Genomic DNA, 19,378 nt, shown 5'->3' on the forward strand with positions numbered 1-19,378 from the left:
GTCACCCATTCTCCAGGATCGACAGCGCGGTGGCCAGATCGTCGGGGCGCACGGAGGTGAAGGTCACCGGCTCGCCGGTGCGCGGATGGGTCAGCCCGAGCTCGGCGGCGTGCAGCCACTGGCGGGTCAGTCCCAGCTCGGCGGCCAGCCCCGGATCGGCGCCGTAGGTCAGGTCTCCGGCGCAGGGGTGGCCGAGGGCGGAGAAGTGCACGCGGATCTGATGGGTGCGGCCGGTCTCCAGCTGCACCTGCATCAGGCTCGCCCGGCCGTAGGCCTCCAGCAGCGTGTAGTGGGTGCGCGAGGCGCGGCCGTCCTCGACGACGGCGAAGCGCCACTCATGGCCGGGATGGCGGCCGATGGGCGCGTCGATGGTCCCGTCGACCGGGTCCGGGAGTCCCTGGACCAGGGCCTGGTAGATCTTCGTGGGCGTGCGCCGCCGGAAGGCGTCCTTGAGCACGCTGTAGGCCTGCTCGTTCTTCGCCACCACCATCACCCCGGAGGTGCCGACGTCGAGCCGGTGGACGATGCCGCGGCGCTCCTGGGATCCGGAGGTCGAGATCGGCACGCCGGCGGCGAGCAGCCCGCCGATCACCGTCGGGCCGGTCCAGCCGGGCGACGGGTGGGCGGCGACGCCGACGGGCTTGTCGACGACGACGAGGTCCTCGTCCTGATGCAGGATGCGCAGATTCTCCACGGGTTCGACTCTCACCTCGAGCGGATCGTCGGCCGCCGGCGGGTCGATGTCGAGCTCCGTCCCGGCGGCCAGCTTCTCGGACTTCTTCACCGCTCGTCCGGCCGCCCGGCCGGCGGCATGGACGACGGCGCCGGCGGCCAGATGCTCGGCGGCCTCGGTGCGGGACATCCCGCAGCAGGAGGAGATCACCTGGTCGGCGCGCCGCCCGTCGAGCGCCTCGGGGACCGTCAGACGCTCGGGATCGGGGCTCGGCGTCCCGGGGTCCGGCTCCGTTTCATGCTGCGGCTCGGGATTCTGCGGCTCGGGGTTCGTGGGACTCAGTCCTCCTCGTCGTCGCGGGTGCGACGGCCGTCCATCTCCAGTCCGAAGACCAGCATCGCGCAGATGCCGATCATCGAGCAGACGATGAACGAGTCGGCGATGTTGAAGATCGCGAAGTGCGGCACAGCGATGAAGTCGACGACCTCGCCCTCGCCGAAGGAGGGCGGACGGAACAGTCGGTCGGTCAGATTGCCGGCGATGCCCCCGGCGAGGCCGCCCAGCCCGAGCGTCCAGAGCCAGGAGCCGCCGAGCCGGCGGGAGTTGACGACGACCACGGTCAGCACGACCACCATGATCAGGGTGAACAGCCAGGTGTGGTCGGTGCCCAGCGAGAACGCCGCTCCCGGGTTGAGATGGAATCGCCAGGAGAGCACCGGGTCGAGCACCGCGATCTCCTCGCCGAGGCTCAGCGTGGAGACGACCCACCATTTGGTCAGCTGGTCCAGCCCCCAGGCGACGACGGCGACCGACGCCGCGACCAGGAGCGCCGTGCGGCGTGCGGGGCTCGGCGACGGGCGCGTCTGACTCACAGGCGTCCTGCTCTCCTCTGCTGTTCTGCGCCGTCCCACGGCGCGGGACGTCCCATGGACGTCCGGGATGACACGACGGCGCCCGGGAGATCGGTCCTCCCGGACGCCGTCTCGGCGGCTCAGATCTCGGCGGCGCCGGCTTCCTTCTCGATGGAGCCGCGGCTGGTGAGCTGCTCCAGCTGCCCTTCGATATAGTTCTTGATCCGGGTGCGGTAGTCGCGCTCGAAGCTCGTGAGCTCGCTGACCTTGGTCTCGAGGTCGGTCTTCTTGCGCTCCAGCGCCGAGAGCGTGCGCGAGGAGGTCATCTCGGCCTCCTCGATCATGTTCTCCGCCCGCGTCTCGGCCTCGGTGACGATCTCCGTGCGCTTCCGCTCGCCTTCGGCGATGTGCTCGGCCCGGGTCTTCTCACCCTCGGAGACATACTCGTCGCGGGTCTTCTCACCCTCGGCAATGTGCTCGGCCCGGGTCTTCTCACCCTCGGCGATGTACTGCGCCCGGGTCTCCTCGCCCTCGCTGACGTACTGGTCGTGCAGCTTCTGGGCCATGGCCAGCACGCCGGCGGCGGTGCTCGCGACTTCCCCGGCCGCGGCGTCGTCCGAGCTCGCGGCGCCCGGCCCGCTCGGCGATCCCTCGGCCGGCTGCGCGGCGGCCTCGCGGCGGGTCTGGGCCGGGCGGTGGCCCGGCTCGTACTCCGGATAGGCCGTCACGCCGGAGCCCGACGGCACGGCGCCGTCGTCGGCCGGATCCTCGGTCGCGACCGAGTCGAAGGTTCCGGTGACCTCGGCGTCGGTGCCCGCGTAGCCGGAGAGCCCGGCGTCCTCGAGGTCGTCGGGCTCGAGGTCGGCGGGATTCTCCTCCAGCTGCTCCTCGAGCGTCGAGACCTGGGCCTTGAGGTCCTCGTTCTCCTGGACCAGCCGTCGCCACTCGACGACGACCTCGTCGAGGAAGTCGTCGACCTCGTCTTTGTCGTAGCCGGGGCGGAACTTGGTCTCCGGAAACTCCTTGTTCAGGAGTTCATCGGGAGTCAGAGCCATGCGGTGTCACCTCATCGAGAAGCTGTCGGCGAGACGGAGCCGGGGGCGGGCCGCCTCCGAAGATCGTCCAGTGGTCACCGGATACGATACCCCGGTGGCGCCGACCACGACGACCGGAACCGGGACCTCAGCCTTCACGAACAGGTCACACCCTCGTCGGTGGGGCGCGGGCCGCGCCGACGGCTCCCCTCGACGGCGCGCCGAGCCGGTCAGCCGATCGCCTGGACGATGACCTTGGCGATGACCACGACGAGGAAGACGATGATGAAGCCCATGTCCAATGAGATCCCGCCGAGGTTCAGCGGCGGCACCTTGGACTGCACCCAGCGGATGGGCGGGTCGGTGAGCGTGTAGACGCCCATCGCCAGCGCCAGCGCCGCTCCCTTCGGGCGCCACTGGCGAGCGTACTGCTGGGTGATGTCGAAGATGATCCGGACCACCAGGGCCAGCTGGTACACGGTCAGCAGCAGGTAGATCGGGGCGGCGATGAGATCCACGGCGGGACGGGTTCCTCCGGAGGGTGCGGTCGGATCGGACGAGCCGGCGCGACGACGTCGCGCGGCGGCGGATCAGCTCTGATTGAAGAACTGGGCCGAGGAGTCCGGCTCCACGGCGCCGCGCTCGTCCGCGACGACTTCGACGTTCTTCGGGGTCAGCAGGAAGACCTTGTTCGTCACACGCTCGATCGATCCGCCCAGGCCGAAGACCAGCCCCGCGGAGAAGTCGACGAGACGCTTCGCCTCGGCCTCCCCCATCTCGGTGACGTTCATGATCACCGGGACCTCGTCGCGGAAGGACTCACCGATGACCTTAGCATCGTTGTAGGAGCGCGGGTGGACTGTGGTGATACGGCGCATGGAGGAACTCTCGTCGCGGGAGGAGGGGGCACGCTTGATCGGGGTCACCGGCGCCCGGTACTCCGGGTCGACGGCCAGCGACGAGCTGTTGTGCTCGCCGGCGGACGCGGGGCCGCGCGCCGAGGACTGCCCCGCGGCCCCCAGCTCGACGACCTCCGAGCCGTCGCCGGAGGAGCCCGCACGGACCCCGGAGGTCGCCGGGGGCTCCGCCGTCGGCCGGGCGGCGCTCCGGTCGCCGGCGAGGCGCGGCGACTCCGCCGCCGGCCGGGAGGAGCTCGCGGCGGCGTCCCGGCTCGCGGCCGGGGCTCCGGCGCCCTGCTGCGCGCCGAAGTCCTCGTCGTACTCCTCGCCGTCGGCCAGACCGAGGTAGATCATGGTCTTCTTGAATGCTCCGGCCATGAAGTCTCTCCTGAGGGAAGAACTGAACCTGCGCTGAGGTTCGGGGGCGTGTCTGGGATCTGTCTCGGACCATGTCACGGTTCCGGACGATGTCTCTGCGCGGACCCGAGACTACCGGCCCGTTCCGCGCTTCCCGAGGACATCGCGTCCGACGCGCAGGTGTGTCGCGCCCGCGGCGACGGCGGCCTCCAGATCGGTGCTCATCCCTGCCGAGATCATCTGCGCCTCCGGATGGTCCTCGCGCAGCCGCCGCGAGATCTCGGCCAGCCGGGCGAACGCCGCGGCGGGCTCCTCGTCCAGCGGGGCCACGGCCATCAGCCCGCCGAGGCGCAGCCCTTCGGAGACGGCCAATCGGTCGGCGAGGCCGGCCACCGCCTCCGGAGCCGCGCCGCCGCGGGAGTCGGCGGGGATCTCACGGCGCAGGTCCACCTGGACCAGGCAGTCGAGCGGCTGACGCCGGTCGCCGGCGGCGCGGGCCAGAGCCGTCAGCAGCGAGCCGCGGTCGAGCGAGTGCACCGCTGCGGCGTAGCCGGCCGCGGAGCGCGCCTTGTTCGACTGCAGCTGCCCGACGAAGTGCCAGCGCATCGACGAGCCGTCGGCCGCCGCCTCCTGCGGGTCCCGGCCGGCGCGCCGGGCGAGCTCCTGCTCCACGGCGGCGGCCTTGGCCGCGGCCTCCTGGTGCTTGTTCTCCCCCACCTCGCGCACGCCCAGGTCGTGCAGCCGCACGACGTCCTCGGCGGGGAAGGTCTTCGTGACCACGATCAGCGCGGGGAGGTCGATCCGGCCGCAGGCGGCGGCCGCCGCGGCGATCCGCTCCCGGACTGCGAGCAGCCCGGCGGCGATCTCCCGGGTCCGCTGATCGGCGTCCTCGTCGCGGGCGCGGCGCAGGCGGGCGTCGTCGAACGGGGTGGTGTCCATCCGCCCCACTCTATCGCGGGGCGCCCGCGTCACCGCCGCGGGCCCCGCCGCCGCTCCGCGGGTCCTCGCCCTCCGGACGCCAGACGACGCCGACGAAGCGACCGCGGCCCGGCTCCCGCCGATGGGAGAAGAGCGTGCGATCCTCGATCGTGCAGCCGGACACCTCGGCCGTCGAGACGTCGCGGCCGGCCAGCACCGCCTGCGCCTCGGCCCGCAGATCCAGACCGGACGTGCCCGCCCGAGTGCGCGAGGCGAGCGCCGGCCGCCCGACCGTCAGCTCGGCGTGCATGGCCTCGGGGACCTCGTAGCAGCGGCCGCAGGCGCCGGGGCCGATCCAGGCGCGCAGCTGCTCGGCGCCGTGGTCGCGCATCCGCTCCACCGTCCGCTCCAGCACGCCGGCGAGCAGCCCCGGGCGGCCCGCGTGGGCGGCGCCGGTGACCGCGCCGCCGTCGCCCCGCGCGCCGACCAGCAGCACCGGCAGACAGTCGGCGACCATGATCGCCAGCGGATGGGAGCCGTGCGGCGAGACCCACGCGTCGCCCACAGGCGCCGTCGCGTCCGCAGTCTCCGACCCGTCGGCGTCGCGGACCTCTGCGGAGTGGATCTGCTCGAGGAAGCGCAGCCGGCCGGCGGCGACGCCGAGGCGGCGTTCCAGCGCATGACGCCGGGCGAGCACCTCACGACGCGCCGGGCCGTCGTCGTCCTGCGCCGCGGCATCCCCCACGTGCAGCGCCAGGTTCCCCGCCGCCGCCGACGTGAAGGCGACGCGGACGCCGGCCCCGGCAGCACCATGCCACCAGAAGCCGGCGTCGGCGCCGCCCCTCGGACGCGCGGTCATGCGGTCCGCGTCCGTCGCAGCCCCTCGGCCGCGGCCCGGAGCTCTCCGATCACTTGAGGAAGTCCGGCACGTCCAGGTCGTCGTTGCGCCCGCCGGAGTAGTCGGACTCGACGATGTCGGGGATGTCCTGCTGCTCCTGCCGGACCTGCCGCTGCTGCGGCGCGGTGTCCTGCTCCTCGGCCGAACCGGCCGCCGGGGCCGCCTCGCCGGACTGCTGGATCGGCACAGTGCCCGGCACCTGCTGCGGGGCGGCGGACTGGACCGGGACCGTGCCCGGCACGCTCTGCTGCGCGCCCGACCGCTGGCCGGCCTGGTGGCCGCCGGCCTGCTGGCGCGGCGGCTGCTGGGGCCGCGCCGACGGCGAGCCCTGGCCCGCCCCCGAGCCGGGCAGCTGCTGTCCGGCGTTCTGCGCCATCGGCTGCGACGCCGTGTCGACCTGGTCGAACCCGGCGGCGATCACCGTGACGCGGGCCTCGTCTCCCAGCGCGTCGTCGATGACCGCGCCGAAGATGATGTTGGCCTCCGGGTGGGCGACCTCCTGCACCAGCCGGGCGGCCTCGTTGATCTCGAAGAGGCCGAGGTCCGAGCCGCCCTGGATGGACAGCAGCACGCCGTGGGCGCCGTCGATCGAAGCCTCGAGCAGCGGCGAGGCGATGGCCAGCTCGGCGGCCTTGACGGCCCGGTCCTCGCCGTTCGCCGACCCGATGCCCATCAGCGCCGAGCCGGCACCCTGCATCACCGACTTCACGTCGGCGAAGTCCAGGTTGATCAGGCCCGGCGTGGTGATCAGGTCGGTGATGCCCTGGACACCGGAGAGCAGCACCTGGTCGGCCGAGCGGAACGCGTCGAGCACGGAGACGTTCTTGTCCGAGATGGACAGCAGCCGGTCGTTGGGGATGACGATGAGAGTGTCGACCTCGTCGCGCAGCGCCTCGATGCCGTCCTCGGCGGAGGTCGCGCGGCGGCGGCCCTCGAAGGTGAAGGGACGGGTCACCACGCCGATGGTCAGCGCGCCGAGCGACCGGGCGATCCGCGCCACCACGGGCGCGCCGCCGGTTCCGGTGCCACCGCCCTCGCCGGCCGTGACGAAGACCATGTCCGCGCCGCGGATGACCTCCTCGATCTCCTCGGCGTGGTCCTCGGCGGCCTCCCGGCCGACTTGGGGGTTGGCGCCGGCGCCGAGCCCGCGGGTCAGTTCACGGCCGACGTCGAGCTTGACGTCGGCGTCGCTCATCAGGAGGGCCTGAGCATCGGTGTTGATGGCGATGAACTCCACGCCACGCAGACCGACCTCGATCATGCGGTTGACGGCGTTCACGCCGCCGCCACCGATGCCGACGACCTTGATCACGGCCAGGTAGTTGTTCGGTGTTGCCACGTTGTGTGTCCCTTGCTCGTCTCTCACGTCGAAAAGTACGGAGGCTCCCGCCGTCGGGCGACCGCGGCGCGACTCCTCACTGCCAATCGGCGGAGCCTCCGCCCCCTCTGCGGGGACGGCTGCTCCAGCTGACCCGTCGTCGGCATCCGGCCGGGCCGGGATGGTTCGCGGTCACACCGGACCGACCCGGGATGCTCTCCGACGTCGCAGCGGCTCGCCCTCCACGACGGGAGCCTCCGTACTGCATGACATTCTTGTGGTGGTCACAGACCCTCGGCAACGTTGAAGTTGCACTTGAACCTTAGGTCTCCCGCGAAGGTTCGACCTGGGTCGAAGGTTCCTCGTCTCCGACCAGGATACCGGCGCGGAAGGACCGCGGCCTCCAGCCGGCGGGGCGAGTCCCCGGCCGATCGCGCTCCCGGCGGGCTCCGGGCCGGCTGCGTGCCGGTTCCGGGCGGATTCCGGAGTGCCCTCGCGAGGGCTCCCGGGGCGGTGGAGCGACCACGGGGCGGCCCACGGCACGCTCATCGGGTCACCGGGGCCTCGGGGTCGGAGATGTCGATCGTGTCGACCTCGGTGAACTCCTCGGCGTCGGACTCCAGCAGCGCGGCCAGCACGGCGGCCTTCTGCGCTCCGCGGTCCTCGCCGCCCCAGAGGACGGTGCGCCCGTCGTCCAGCCGCAGCCGCACCGAGTCGACCGAATCGGCGGTGGCCGACTGCATGCTCTTCCGCGCCGCACTCGGCAGCTCGCCCAGGACCCCGACGATGGTCTCGAAGACCGCCCGGTGATCGAGTGCGGCGTCGCTGGCGATCTCCGGAGTCGCGTAGGCGTCCTCCGCCGGTGCCTCGTCCTCCGGCCAGCTGCGGATGACCTCGCCCTCGGCGGTGAAATACTCCACCTGTCCGTCGCGATGGACCCGGGCCACCGGCGGGTGCTCGGTGACCTCGACCCGGAGGGTGTCGGGCAGCTCGCCCTGGACGACGACGTCGGCGACCACCGGCTCCTCGTCCAGCAGCTCCGCCACCCGGCCGTCGCCGACCTGGGGCATCGGCCGCCCCAGGGCCGGCTCCAGCAGCTCCTCGGCCTTCGAGTCGGTGAGCAGGTCGTTGCCCTCGACCTGCACCTGCCGCACCGTCAGCAGCGGCGAGAAGACCAGCACCAGCACGACCACGAGCAGCACCGCCAGCCCGGCGAGGACCAGCAGCGCCCCGCGCCGTCGACGCCGTCGAAGGACGACGACCTCCGGCTCCGGGAAGGCCAGCAGGTCGGCGGCCGCCTCAGGGCGCTGCTCGGGCTCCTCCTCGGCCTCCCCGCCGGCGTTCCCTCCGGTGCTGCCTCCGGGGTGCTCCGCGGAATGCTCGGCGAGGTGCTCGGCGTCGTCGCCCGCCTCCGGGCCCCTCCGCGCCGCGCGGGAGCGCCTCTCCCCCGTCGCCGCTCCGGAGCCGGCACGAAGACCGGCGACGAGCGGGACGTCACGGGTCAGCGGTACCACCGTGTCGGCGGCGTCGGAGGGCGCGGCCTCCGCAGCGCCGGCCTCCTCGACCGGCGCAGCGGCGGGCCCCTCGATGTCGCGGTCGGGCGCGGGATCGGGCGCCTCCGCGGCGCTCCGGCCCTCGCGCGGCGGGCCGGTGCTGCGCGGCCTGCGCGGCGGTCGCGGACTCATCGGCTGCGACGCTCCAGCGCTTCGACCAGGTCCGCGCCCAGGGCGGTCACGTCGCCTGCGCCCAGCGTCAGCACCAGGTCCCCGGCGGCGGCCGCGGCGACCGTAGCCGCGACGGCGTCCTCGCGGGAGCGGACCCCGCCCGACGGCGGCGTCGGCCGGGCGAAGAGCGGCTCGGCGATCAGCTCCGAGGTCACCCCGGCGATCGGCTCCTCGCGGGCCGGGTAGACCTCCAGCAGCGCGACGGTGTCGGCGGCGGCCAGCGCCTCGGCGAACTCGGCGGCGAAGAGCTGGGTGCGGCTGTACAGATGCGGCTGGAAGACCACGTGGACCGCGTGCTGCTCCCCCGCCGCGGCGCGCGCGGCGGCGAGCACTGCGGCCACCTCGGTCGGATGGTGGGCGTAGTCGTCGTAGACGGCCACCCCGTCGACCTCGCCGCGGAAGTCGAAGCGCCGCGAGGCGCCCTGGAAGTGGCCCAGCGCCTCCGCGGCCCCGGCCAGCGACACCCCGGCACGCAGACCGGCGGCGGCGGCGGCCGCGGCGTTGAGGGCGTTGTGCCGACCGGGAACCGTCAGCCGCAGCAGCGCCTCCTCGTCGTCTCCGGGCTCCTCGCCGGGGCGCTCCGGATCCGCGGCCGGAGGCCCGCTGAGCAGCACCTGCTGGCCGAGCGTCCCGGCGGGGGCGTCGCGGTGCTCGTGCAGCCGCAGCCGAGCGTCGGCGGAGAACCCGTAGGTCAGCACCTCGACGTCGCGGGCGGCGAGCTCGGCGGCGACGTCCTCGAGCAGCGCCACAGCTCCCGGGTCGTCCAGGCAGAGCACGAGCAGACCGCCGTCGGCGATGCGCCGGGTGAACTCCACGAAGATCCGGTGGACGGCCTCGGCCGTGCCGTGGTGGTCCAGATGGTCGGCCTCGACATTGGTGATCACCGCCGTCTCGGGGCGGTAGTTCAGCAGCGAGCCGTCGGACTCGTCGGCCTCGGCGACGAACCACTCCCCCTCCCCGGCGGCGGCGTTGACCCCGAGACCGGCGACGGTCGCCCCGACGGCGAAGCTCGGCGACAGGCCCGCGCGCTCCAGCAGGACGGTGGCCATCGAGGAGGTCGTGGTCTTGCCGTGCGTGCCGGCCACGGCGATGCCGCGGCGACCGGCCATCACCGCCGCCAGCCCCTGCGAGCGGTGCAGGATCGGCAGCCCGCGGCGGCGCGCCTCGTCGTGCTCGGGATTGCCCTCGGCGGCGATCGAGGAGGCGATGACGGTGCTGATCGGCGCCCCGGCCTCCTCCTCCACCGAGTCGAGGTTCTCGGCGCGGTAGCCCACCCGGACGGGCACCCCGGCGGCGCGGAACTCGTCGAGGACCGGCAGGTCCTTGCCGTCGGTGCCCGAGATCGGCACGTCGTCGGCCTGCAGCAGCCGCGCGACGCCCGAGACGCCGACGCCGGCGAGCCCCAGCAGGTGCACCCGGCCCAGGTCCTCCGCGCGCTGCGGCGCGGCGGCGGCTTCAGTCATGGCAGCGTCCTCTCTCGCGGGGCTCCGCGCACGGAGCCGCTCTCACCGGGCCTCGTCGGCCGGCAGTCGGTCCTCGGGCACGCCGGCGGCGGTCAGCGCCGCGGCGGCCACCCGCTCGTCGGCGTCGGCGATGCCGCGCTCGGCGGCGTGGTCCCGCATGGTCAGCAGCATCTGCGGGTCCTCGAGCAGCGGGACCACATTGCGCCGGATCCAGGCGCGGGTGAAGTGCTCGTCCTTGACCAGCAGCGCGCCGCCGGCGTCGACGAGCTCGCGGGCGTTGAGCTCCTGCTCGCCGTTGCCCACCGGCAGCGGCACGAAGACTGCCGGCAGCGTCACCGCCGCGACCTCGCAGACGGTGGCGGCGCCGGAGCGGGCGATGATCAGGTCCGCGGCCGCATAGGCCAGCTCCATGCCGTCCAGGTACTCGCGCTGGTGGTATCCGGGGCGGCTCAGCGGCGCCTCGGCGTCGCCCACGCCGTCGCTCGAGCCGGCGTCGGCGGCGGTGACGACCTTGTCCCGTCCGGTGAGGTGCAGCACCTGGGCGCCGCCGACCAGGAGATCGTCCACCGCCGAGGCCACGGCGCTGTTCAGCGAGAGCGCCCCGGAGGAGCCGCCGGTGACGACCAGCGTGGTCCGGTCGGGGTCCAGGCCCAGCCGCTCGCGGGCGGAGGCCCGCTCGGCCTCGCGGTCGAGCTGCGAGATCTCCCGGGACATCGGCATGCCCACCCAGGCGGCCCGCTTCAACGGCGTGCCTTCGAAGGCGGTGCCGACATGGGCGGCGAAGCGGGCGCCGAGCCGGTTCGCCAGGCCGGGCCGGGCGTTGGCCTCGTGGACGACGACCGGCACGCCCAGCCGGCGCGCGGCCAGATAGACCGGAGTGCAGACATAGCCGCCGACGCCGACGACCACGTCGGCCTCGCGACGGCGCAGGATCTCGGCGGCCGCGGCCACCGCACGCCGCAGCCGCGCGGGCACGCTGAGCAGGTCCCGGGAGGGCCGGCGCGGCATGGGCACCTTCTCCACCGTGTCCAGCGCATAGCCGGCCTCCGGCACCAGGCGCGTCTCCAGGCCGACCTCGGTGCCGATCATGCTCACCTGCGCCTGCGGCATCAGGCGCTCGACGGCGCGGGCGATCGCGATCATCGGGCTGACGTGCCCGGCGGTGCCGCCGCCGGCGAGCACCACCGAGACGCCCGGGGTCTCCTCCGGGGCACCGTGCGGCGTCGGCGAGGCCGATCCCTGGCTGCTCATGCTGTGGGGTCCTGCTTCCTGGTCGTCGGGTCCGTGGTGATGCGCGGAGTCAAGCTCGTCCTCCCCCTGCTCGCGCCGCGCCGCGTTCCGGGGGCGGGATCCACTGTAGAGTCTCGGGGGCCGGAACGGGCGTCCGGGCCGTCGGCCGCGCCGCCGCGCCCCGGATCGGCGGCGGGGGCCGTCTCCTCCAGGCGCACTTCGCGGCGCTGCTCACGGGCGAAGTTCAGCACCACGCCGACGGCCAGCAGCGTCGCCGTCAGCGCCGAGCCGCCGTAGGAGATGAACGGCAGGGGGATGCCGATGACCGGCAGCAGCCCGGTGACCATCGCCAGGTTGATGACGGTCTGGCCGATGATCCAGGCCATGATCCCGACGGTGGTGATCCGCACGAAGGGCGAGCGGGACCGCGACGCGACGCGGAACATCCCCAGCACGAGCATCGTGAAGAGCGCCAGCACCGTCAGCGCGCCGAGCAGGCCCAGCTCCTCGCCGAGGATGGTGAAGATGAAGTCGTTCTCCGCCTCCGGCAGATAGTTCCACTTCTGCCGGGACTGGCCGAGGCCGACGCCCCACCAGCCGCCGGAGGCCAGTGCGTAGATGCCGTGCATCGGCTGGAAGCAGGGGTCCCGGACGCCCTCGCAGGCGCCCTCCATGCCCAGCCACACCTGCACGCGCTGCATGCGGGTGACGCTGACCAGCGTCAGCCCCACCGCCGCGCTGATGCCCAGTGCCCCGGAGATGACGAACCAGCGCATCCGGGTGCCCGCGGTGAACAGCACTGCGGCGATGAGCGCGCCGAAGACCAGCGCCGTGCCGAGGTCCTTGCCGGCCATGACCAGCGCAAGCACCAAGAGGCCGCCCGGCAGCACCACCGGCACCAGCGCGTGCTGGACGTGCCGGACGAGATCACCCTTGCGGGCCAGCACCGAGCCGGACCAGACCGCCATCGCCAACTTGGCCAGCTCGGCCGGCTGACCGGTGATCGGCCCCAGCCGCAGCCAGTTGCGGTTGCCGTTGACGCCGTAGCCCAGCGGGGTGAGCACCAGGGCCAGCAGCACCAGGGCGAGCAGCAGCGCCGGCCAGGCCAGTCGGTCGAGCCAGCGGCGCGGGGCCAGCATGGCCGCGAACAGGCCCACGAGGCCGACCCCGGCCCAGATCGCCTGGCGGAGGAAGAGGCCGTAGGCCCCGCCGGAGCTGCCGAGCGTCTCCACCGCCGAGGAGGAGAGCACCATGATCAGTCCGACGGCGGTCAGCGCCAGGGACGACCCCAGCAGCATCCAGAAGGTGCTGTGCGTGTTGCCGACCTCCACGAAGCGCCAGAAGCCGAGGACCCGCTCGCGCCGGCGCCGACGGCGCTGCTCCCGCCAGGCGGGCCCCGACGTCGCGGGCCGGTCCCCGGCGTCCCCGGCGGCCTCGCCGCCGGCGGTGGTCTCCACGGCGTCCTCCGCGTCCGCGACCGGTCGGAGGCTGCGCCGCCGGTCGGCGGCGATCTCCTCGGTGACGCCCTCCGCGCCCTCCTCGCCCTCTTCGCCCGGCTCCCGGGCCGCGGCGTCGGCGGCGTCAGCGGCGTTCGGAGAGGCGACGTCGCCGATCGTGGCGTCGGGATCCGCGCGGGTCCAGGAGTCGCCGTGCACCTCCTCCGGGCCCTCCGCGCGCGGGCGCGACGAGGACGGCACGCGAGGTCGCCGTCGGTCCATTCCGTCCTCCTGCTCGAGCATCTCCGGCTCCGCCTCCGGGCGGAGTCCGCGGCGGGCCGTCTCCGGGCCCCGGGCGGCGCCCGGGCGCCGCATCACCGGCGTCGGGTCCGAGGTCGTCACGCCTCGGGCGTGGTGCCCGGGTCCGTCGTCTCGGCGTCCGCGGGCCGCCGATGGCCCAGCCGGTCCATCAGCTCCGCCACGGCCTCGATGAACGCCTCGCCGCGGGTCGCATAGGACGTGAACTGGTCCATCGAGGCGGCGGCGGGGGCCATCAGGACCGTCTGCCCCGGTTCGGCGACGCGGGAGGCCTCCTCGACGGCGGCCCGCATGGCCTCCCGGCCGTCGACGTCGGCGAGACGACACTCCAGCGGGGCCGTCGAGCGGTCCGGCCGCCCGTCGTCGTCATCATCTCGCACGCCTCCGCCGACCACCGAGACGCCCGGCGCGTGTCGTCGAAGGCTGGATCTCAGCTGGGAGGAGTCGGTGCCCAGCAGCACCACGTGACGCAGCCGGGGCGCGGCGGCGACGACGAGCTCGTCGTAGTCGACCCCCTTGGGCAGGCCGCCGGCGATCCAGACGACGTCGGTGAAGCTGGTCAGCGAGGCCTTCGCGGCGTGCGGGTTGGTCGCCTTGGTGTCGTTGACCCAGAACACGTCGCCGGACTGGGCGACCGGCTGGATGCGGTGCTCGCCGGGCTCGTGGGTGCGGATGCCCGCCTGCACCGCCTCCGGCGCGACGCCGGCCGCACGGGCCAGCGCCGCGGCGGCCAGCGCGTCGGCCACCAGATGCTGCGGAGCCGCAGGCCCGAAGTCGGAGAGCAGCCCGAGCTCCAGGGCCCGGCTCCGGCGTGCGACCAGATACGCACGGTCGACCAGGACGTCGTCGACGACTCCGACCATCGACGGGCCCGGCGCATCGGTGGTGAAGCCGATCGCCCGGCAGCCCTCCTGCACCTCGGCCTCGAGGACCATCCGCTCGGTGAGCGGAGAGTCGGCGTTGTAGACGCAGGCGACCCGGGTGTTCTCGAAGATGCGAGCCTTGTCCGCGCAGTAGGCGGCGAAGCTGCCGTGCCAGTCGACGTGGTCCTCGGCGACGTTCAGCACCGCCGAGGCGACCGGGTCGAGCAGCTCGGTGTAGTGCAGCTGGAAGCTGGAGAGCTCCACGGCCAGCGCGTCGTAGCCTTCCGGGTCGCGGATCGCGTCGAGCACCGGCATGCCCACGTTGCCGCAGGCCACCGCCCGGAGGTCGGCGGCGACGAGCATCGACTCCAGCAGCCGCACTGTGGTGGTCTTGCCGTTGGTGCCGGTGAGCACCAGCCAGTCGGGATCCTTCGCCCCGGGCCGCGGACCCAGCCGCCAGGCCAGCTCGACCTCCGACCAGACCGGCACGCCGTGCGCGGCGGCCTGGACGATCAGCGTCGAGTCGGGGCGCCAGCCCGGCGAGGTGACCAGCACGTCGGGGGCCGCGCCGTCGACCAGCGGCAGCGTCTCGGCGTGCTCGGCGCCCAGCCGGACGTCGTCCACGCCGACCAGTCCGAGCGTCTCGGCGCTGCGCCGCTGCCGCTCCCCGGTCCCGGAGTCGACGACGACCACGCGCGCGCCCAGCTCGGCGAGCGTGTCGGCGGCGGCGAAGCCGGAGAGCCCGAGGCCGGCCACGGCCACGGTGAGCTCGCTCCACGGCGCGTCCCAGCCGCGCAGCGACGGCAGCACCTGCGGCTCGCGCTCGGGCTCGGTGCGGGCGACGTCGAGGCGGCCCGCGTACTCCGCACCGGCGTCGCCGTCGTCGGAGGTGACGAGCCCCTCGTCGTTCATGCTGTCGTTCGCGCCGTCCTGCGGGTCCCGCGGGCCCTGCGCGGAGTCGGACCGGTCCGTCACTGGAAGACCACCCATTCGCCGTAGAAGAATGCGAGCCCCAGGCCGACGGCGACGGCGCCGATGATCCAGAAGCGCACCACCACGGTGACCTCGTCCCAGCCCTTGAGCTCGAAATGATGCTGCAGCGGCGCCATCAGGAAGATGCGCCGGCCGCCGGAGATCTTGAAGAAGCCGACCTGGACGATGACCGACAGCGAGATCAGCACGAAGAGCCCGCCGAGGATCACGAAGAGCAGCTCCGTGCTGGTCAGGATCGCGAGGGCCGCCAGCGCGCCGCCGAGGGCCAGCGAGCCGGTGTCGCCCATGAAGATCTTCGCCGGCGAGGTGTTCCACCACAGGAAGCCGATGAGCGAGCCGGTGATGATCCCGGCGAGCATCGCCAGGTCCAGCGGGTCCCGGACGCTGTAGCAGACCCCCTCGACGGCGCCGGAGCCGCCGCAGAGCTGGTTGTACTGCCAGATCGAGATGATCGTGTAGGCGGCGGTGACCATCGCCGTCGCCGCCGCGGCCAGGCCGTCGAGTCCGTCGGTGAGGTTCACCCCGTTCGTCGTCGCCGTGGTGATCAGGTTCGCCCAGAGGACGAACAGGATCCCGCCGATCACCGGCCCGGCGAAGGCCAGGTCCAGCGGCGTGTCACGGACGAAGGAGATCGCCGTCGACCCGGGGGTGCGCCCGTGCGCGTCGGGGAAGTTCAGCGCCAGCACGGCGAAGAGCACGCCGACGACGCCCTGGCCGAGGATCTTCGCCCAGGGGGTCAGCCCCAGCGACTGCTTCCGGCTGATCTTGCTGAAGTCGTCCGCGAAGCCCACTGCGCCCATGCCGACGGTCAGCAGCAGCAGCAACAGCCCCGAGACCGAAGGGCCGGCGGCGTCGCGGGTGAGCGTCAGCAGCAGATGGGTGGCGAAGTACGCCACGACCACCGCCAGCAGGATCACCGCCCCGCCCATGGTGGGGGTGCCGCGCTTGACATGGTGCGAGGTCGGTCCGTCGTCCCGGATGAACTGTCCATAGCCGCGCCTGACCAGCAGACGGATGAACAGCGGCGTGCCGAGAAGCGTCAGCACCAGCCCCAGCACGGAGCCGATCACTACTCCTACCACGTGGTACCTGCCTTCCCGCTGCCGTCGAGGGCGTCGCCGTCCCGGCCGGCGACGCGATCTCCGAGCAGTCTAAGTCCTGCGCCGTGGGACGATTTGAACAACACGACGTCGCCGGTGCGCAGCTCGTCGGCGAGCAGCTCCTCGGCCTCGTCGGCGGTGGCCGCCCAGCGAACCTCCGCGCCCCAGCTCCCCTCCGCGATCGCGGAGCGGTAGAGCGGATAGGCCTCCTCGCCGACGACCAGCACCCGGGAGATGTCCAGCCGGACCACCGTCTCCCCCAGCTGGGCGTGTCGGGCGATGGATTCGTCGCCGAGCTCGAGCATCGCGCCGAGCACCGCGACCGAGCGGCGGCCGGCCGAGCGGGAGATCATCGCCAGCGTCCGCAGCGCTTCGCGCATCGACTCCGGACTGGCGTTGTAGGCGTCATTGAGGATGGTCACCCCGTCGGCCCGCTCCGCGCGCTCCATGCGCCAGCGGCTGGAGGCCCCGCGGCCGTCCAGGCGCTCGCCGATCGCCGCCGGGCCCACTCCGGCGACGGCCGCCGCGGCCGCCGCGGCGAGCAGATTGGTCACATGGTGGGCGCCGATGAGTCCGCTGGTCAGCTCGACGGTGCGCGGCTCGTCGGGATCGACCAGCTCCGCGCCGAAGGCGAGGGTGAGCTGCGGGCGGCCGTCGTCGTCGAGCATGACCTGCTGGGCCGCGACCGCACGCGGGGCGACGTCCATCGAGTCGGCGGTGATCCAGGCGACCGGCGCGCGGGCGGCGTCGGCCATCGCGCGGACCTGGGGATCGTCGTCGTTGAGGATCACCGTGCCCTCGGCGCCGACGGCCTCGACCAGCTCCTGCTTCACCGCCGCGATCTTCTCCGCCCCGCCGAACTTGCCGGCGTGGGCGGAGCCGACCATCAGCACCACGCCGACGTCGGGCTCGACGATGGCGGCGAGGTCCCGGATGTTGCCGGGCGCGTCGGCGCCCATCTCGACGACCAGGAAGCGAGTCTCGAGCGCGGCGGTGAACACCGTCAGCGGCACGCCGACCTCGCTGTTGTAGGAGCCCTGCGGCGCCACAGTGGGCCCCTCGGCCTCGAGGATGCCGCGCAGCAGATCCTTGGTGGTGGTCTTGCCGGCCGAGCCGGTGATGCCGATGACGGTCGTGGGCGAATGCGCGCGGATGCGGCGGACCACCTCGGCGGCGAGCCGCGCCATCGCGGCGACGACGTCGTCGACGATCACCGCCGGATGCGGCGTCCCGTCCTCGGCGGCGGTCTCGCGCTCGGCGAGCACCAGCACCGCGCCGGCGGCCAGCGCCTCGGCGATGAACAGGTGCCCGTCCGTGGTCTCGCCGGGCTTGGCGATGAACAGCGCCCCCGGGGCCATCGCCCGGGAGTCGGTGTCGGCGGCCGCGACGGTCGCCGCATGCGGGTCGACGACGCCGACGAGGCGCCCGTCGACGGCCTCGGCGACCTCGGCGGCGGAGAGCTCGATCATGTCTGCTCGGCTCCGATCTGTGTCATGTCGACAGTGGTGTCCTTCAGCGGCAGCGGCGTGAAGCCGCCCCGGCGCAGCGCCCGGTGCAGCTCGATCCGGTCGTCGATGGGCCGGTGCTCGCCCGCGTAGTCCTGGTGGACCTCGTGGCCGCGGCCGGCGATGATCACCGTGTCCTCGCCCGAGGCGACGGCGACGGCGCGCTCGATCGCCGCGGCGCGCGGCACGATCTCCTCCAGCTCGGTGGTCAGCGTGCCGGACTCGATCGCCTCGCGGGCGCCGGAGAGCACCGCCGCACGGATCTCTCCGGGGTCCTCGCCGTGCGGATCGTCGTCGCTGACGATGACGTGGTCGGCCATCCGCACCGCGATCGCCCCCATCGTCGGCCGCTTGCCGCGGTCCCGGTCGCCGGCGGCGCCGATGACCAGCACGATCCGGCCGTCGGGCTTGGCCGAGGCCGCGGCCTCGAGCGTGCGGATCATCGCATCCGGATTGTGGGCGAAGTCCACCAGTGCGGCCGGCTCGTCGGCCAGCACCTGCATGCGGCCCGGGACGCTCACGCTGAACGGATCCTCCTCCTCCAGCGCGGCGACGACCTCCTCGCGGGAGAACTCCCCGTCCGGGGCCTCGAGGACCATCACCGCGGCCAGGGCGGCGTTGGAGACGTTGAAGCCGCCGGGCAGGCCGGTGCGGGTGCGGATCCGCTCGCCGCTGCGCAGGTGGTGCAGCGTGAAGGCCTGGCCGAGCCCGTCCGGGGCGACGTCGAGGACCTCCCAGTCCACCTCGGTCGGCTGGCCGGCGGTGGCCAGCGTGACCACGCGGCCGGTGGCCGCGGTCGCCATCCGGTGCCCCCACGGGTCGTCCACGGTTATCACCGAGGTCCGTGTGCGCCGTCGGGTGAACAGCTCCGCCTTGGCGGCGAAGTAGTCCTCCATGGTGCCGTGCATGTCCAGGTGGTCCTGGGTGAGGTTGGTGAAGCCGGCGACGTCGTAGTGCAGCCCCGCGACCCGGTCGTAGCTGATCGCGTGCGAGGAGACCTCCATCGCCGCCGCGCCGACTGAGCGTTCGCGGAACAGCGCCATCAGGCTGTGCAGCTGCACCGCCTCCGGCGTGGTCAACTGCGAGGGGATGCGGTCGCCGGCGGCGCTGATCTCGATGGTCCCGATCAGTCCGGTGCCCCGCTGACGGCGGGCCATGAGCGTGTCCAGCAGCGCGCGCAGGAAGTAGGTGGTGGTGGTCTTGCCGTTGGTGCCGGTCACGCCGAACAGCGCAGGCCCCGAGGTCGTCGAGTTGCCGTAGATGCGGGCGGCGGCCGGACCGGCGGCCTGCCGGACGCGCCGGACTTCGATGACCGGGATGCGATACCCCACCTCGGAGCGCACGGTGTCCACTCCGGCGTGGTCGGTCAGCACCGCGGCGGCGCCGGCGTCGCGCGCGGCCCGGATGAAGTCGGCCCCGTGGGCGCGGGCGCCGCGGACGGCGACGAAGAGGTCACCGGGTCCGACGGCCTGCGGGTTCATCGCCGCCCCGGTCACCCGCACCCCCGTCCAGAGCCGGCCGGCCGGGCTGAGCAGCGGGTCGTGGCCGGCGGCGTGCAGCTCCTCGACCAGCTCGCCGACGGTGGCGCCGGCCACCTGGCGGGGGCGGAAGACGCTGTCCTGCTCGGCGACGGACAGCCGGGCGTCAGTGCGGGGCATGAGGTCTCTCGTTCCGTGGTCGTCGGGGCGGAGGATCGCGGCGGGCGGGCATCCCGGGCGCGACGGCGCGTGCCCGGGCGGGCAGGACTGCTCAGACGCGCCGGACGGCGGGAGCCGCCCGGGCAGGCTGTACGGCCCGA

16 protein-coding genes are annotated in these 19,378 nt (G+C 73.5%); all 16 read right to left on the reverse strand.

Translation table 11 applies throughout. The annotated features are described in order from the left end of the window. Window position 1 precedes the first annotated feature (1 nt). The 16 genes from GCL72_RS06790 to GCL72_RS06865 all read right to left on the reverse strand — a co-directional run bounded on the left by GCL72_RS06790 (window position 2) and on the right by GCL72_RS06865 (window position 19,238). Window positions 2-925, reverse strand: coding sequence for an RluA family pseudouridine synthase (locus GCL72_RS06790; protein WP_153143981.1), 924 nt, complete (start codon window positions 923-925; stop codon window positions 2-4). Window positions 926-1,011: 86 nt separating this feature from the next. Next, window positions 1,012-1,545 (reverse strand): signal peptidase II, encoded by a 534-nt coding sequence (gene lspA, locus GCL72_RS06795; protein WP_153143932.1) that lies wholly within the window; start codon window positions 1,543-1,545, stop codon window positions 1,012-1,014. 119 nt (window positions 1,546-1,664) lie between these two features. After that, window positions 1,665-2,579: a DivIVA domain-containing protein gene (locus tag GCL72_RS06800; RefSeq protein ID WP_153143933.1), complete on the reverse strand. Its 915-nt coding sequence runs from the start codon at window positions 2,577-2,579 to the stop codon at window positions 1,665-1,667. A gap of 209 nt (window positions 2,580-2,788) precedes the next feature. Beyond that, a complete protein-coding gene (locus GCL72_RS06805) occupies window positions 2,789-3,076 on the reverse strand; it encodes a YggT family protein (RefSeq protein WP_153143934.1) in 288 nt (95 codons plus the stop codon). A 72-nt stretch (window positions 3,077-3,148) separates the two neighbouring features. After that, complete coding sequence (locus GCL72_RS06810; protein WP_153143935.1) at window positions 3,149-3,835, reverse strand: cell division protein SepF; 687 nt, start codon at window positions 3,833-3,835, stop codon at window positions 3,149-3,151. A 111-nt stretch (window positions 3,836-3,946) separates the two neighbouring features. After that, window positions 3,947-4,753, reverse strand: coding sequence for a YggS family pyridoxal phosphate-dependent enzyme (locus tag GCL72_RS06815; RefSeq protein ID WP_153143936.1), 807 nt, complete (start codon window positions 4,751-4,753; stop codon window positions 3,947-3,949). A 10-nt stretch (window positions 4,754-4,763) separates the two neighbouring features. Continuing rightward, window positions 4,764-5,591, reverse strand: a complete 828-nt coding sequence (locus GCL72_RS06820) for a purine nucleoside phosphorylase YfiH/LACC1 family protein (protein WP_153143937.1) — start codon at window positions 5,589-5,591, stop codon at window positions 4,764-4,766. Between the two features lie 49 nt (window positions 5,592-5,640). Then, window positions 5,641-6,969, reverse strand: a complete 1,329-nt coding sequence (gene ftsZ / locus GCL72_RS06825; protein ID WP_153143938.1) for a cell division protein FtsZ — start codon at window positions 6,967-6,969, stop codon at window positions 5,641-5,643. A 524-nt stretch (window positions 6,970-7,493) separates the two neighbouring features. After that, window positions 7,494-8,633 (reverse strand): cell division protein FtsQ/DivIB, encoded by a 1,140-nt coding sequence (locus GCL72_RS06830; protein ID WP_153143939.1) that lies wholly within the window; start codon window positions 8,631-8,633, stop codon window positions 7,494-7,496. Further along, window positions 8,630-10,135 (reverse strand): UDP-N-acetylmuramate--L-alanine ligase, encoded by a 1,506-nt coding sequence (gene murC, locus GCL72_RS06835; RefSeq protein WP_153143940.1) that lies wholly within the window; start codon window positions 10,133-10,135, stop codon window positions 8,630-8,632. The genes GCL72_RS06830 and murC overlap by 4 nt, the downstream gene beginning before the upstream one ends. A gap of 42 nt (window positions 10,136-10,177) precedes the next feature. Further along, window positions 10,178-11,386 (reverse strand): undecaprenyldiphospho-muramoylpentapeptide beta-N-acetylglucosaminyltransferase, encoded by a 1,209-nt coding sequence (gene murG, locus GCL72_RS06840; RefSeq protein ID WP_153143941.1) that lies wholly within the window; start codon window positions 11,384-11,386, stop codon window positions 10,178-10,180. Beyond that, entirely contained in the window at window positions 11,383-13,203 is a 1,821-nt protein-coding gene (ftsW, locus tag GCL72_RS06845) for a putative lipid II flippase FtsW (protein ID WP_246161056.1), read from the reverse strand. Before ftsW ends, murG begins: the two co-directional genes overlap by 4 nt. Further along, window positions 13,200-14,957, reverse strand: coding sequence for a UDP-N-acetylmuramoyl-L-alanine--D-glutamate ligase (gene murD, locus GCL72_RS06850; RefSeq protein WP_153143942.1), 1,758 nt, complete (start codon window positions 14,955-14,957; stop codon window positions 13,200-13,202). The genes ftsW and murD overlap by 4 nt, the downstream gene beginning before the upstream one ends. Next, complete coding sequence (mraY, locus tag GCL72_RS06855) at window positions 14,954-16,057, reverse strand: phospho-N-acetylmuramoyl-pentapeptide-transferase (protein WP_153143943.1); 1,104 nt, start codon at window positions 16,055-16,057, stop codon at window positions 14,954-14,956. Before mraY ends, murD begins: the two co-directional genes overlap by 4 nt. After that, the gene (locus tag GCL72_RS06860; protein WP_153143944.1) at window positions 16,051-17,544 is read right to left on the reverse strand and encodes a UDP-N-acetylmuramoyl-tripeptide--D-alanyl-D-alanine ligase; all 1,494 of its coding nucleotides are present in this window, start codon (window positions 17,542-17,544) and stop codon (window positions 16,051-16,053) included. Before GCL72_RS06860 ends, mraY begins: the two co-directional genes overlap by 7 nt. Next, on the reverse strand, window positions 17,541-19,238 hold the full coding sequence (locus GCL72_RS06865) for a Mur ligase family protein (RefSeq protein ID WP_153143945.1): 1,698 nt from the start codon (window positions 19,236-19,238) through the stop codon (window positions 17,541-17,543). Before GCL72_RS06865 ends, GCL72_RS06860 begins: the two co-directional genes overlap by 4 nt. Between the last annotated feature and the right edge of the window lie 140 nt (window positions 19,239-19,378).

The organism is Nesterenkonia halophila (genome assembly GCF_009467795.1).
GTDB classification, from domain to species: Bacteria; Actinomycetota; Actinomycetes; order Actinomycetales; family Micrococcaceae; genus Nesterenkonia; species Nesterenkonia halobia.

Excerpts from the sequence above, each read along its gene's own strand:
- GCL72_RS06800 (WP_153143933.1), bottom strand. The coding sequence starts at position 2,579 with ATGGCTCTGACTCCCGATGAACTCCTGAACAAGGAGTTTCCGGAGACC.
- GCL72_RS06810 (WP_153143935.1), bottom strand. The coding sequence starts at position 3,835 with ATGGCCGGAGCATTCAAGAAGACCATGATCTACCTCGGTCTGGCCGAC.
- GCL72_RS06815 (WP_153143936.1), bottom strand. The coding sequence starts at position 4,753 with ATGGACACCACCCCGTTCGACGACGCCCGCCTGCGCCGCGCCCGCGAC.
- GCL72_RS06820 (WP_153143937.1), bottom strand. The coding sequence starts at position 5,591 with ATGACCGCGCGTCCGAGGGGCGGCGCCGACGCCGGCTTCTGGTGGCAT.
- GCL72_RS06830 (WP_153143939.1), bottom strand. The coding sequence starts at position 8,633 with ATGAGTCCGCGACCGCCGCGCAGGCCGCGCAGCACCGGCCCGCCGCGC.
- murC (WP_153143940.1), bottom strand. The coding sequence starts at position 10,135 with ATGACTGAAGCCGCCGCCGCGCCGCAGCGCGCGGAGGACCTGGGCCGG.
- murG (WP_153143941.1), bottom strand. The coding sequence starts at position 11,386 with ATGAGCAGCCAGGGATCGGCCTCGCCGACGCCGCACGGTGCCCCGGAG.
- GCL72_RS06860 (WP_153143944.1), bottom strand. The coding sequence starts at position 17,544 with ATGATCGAGCTCTCCGCCGCCGAGGTCGCCGAGGCCGTCGACGGGCGC.
- GCL72_RS06865 (WP_153143945.1), bottom strand. The coding sequence starts at position 19,238 with ATGCCCCGCACTGACGCCCGGCTGTCCGTCGCCGAGCAGGACAGCGTC.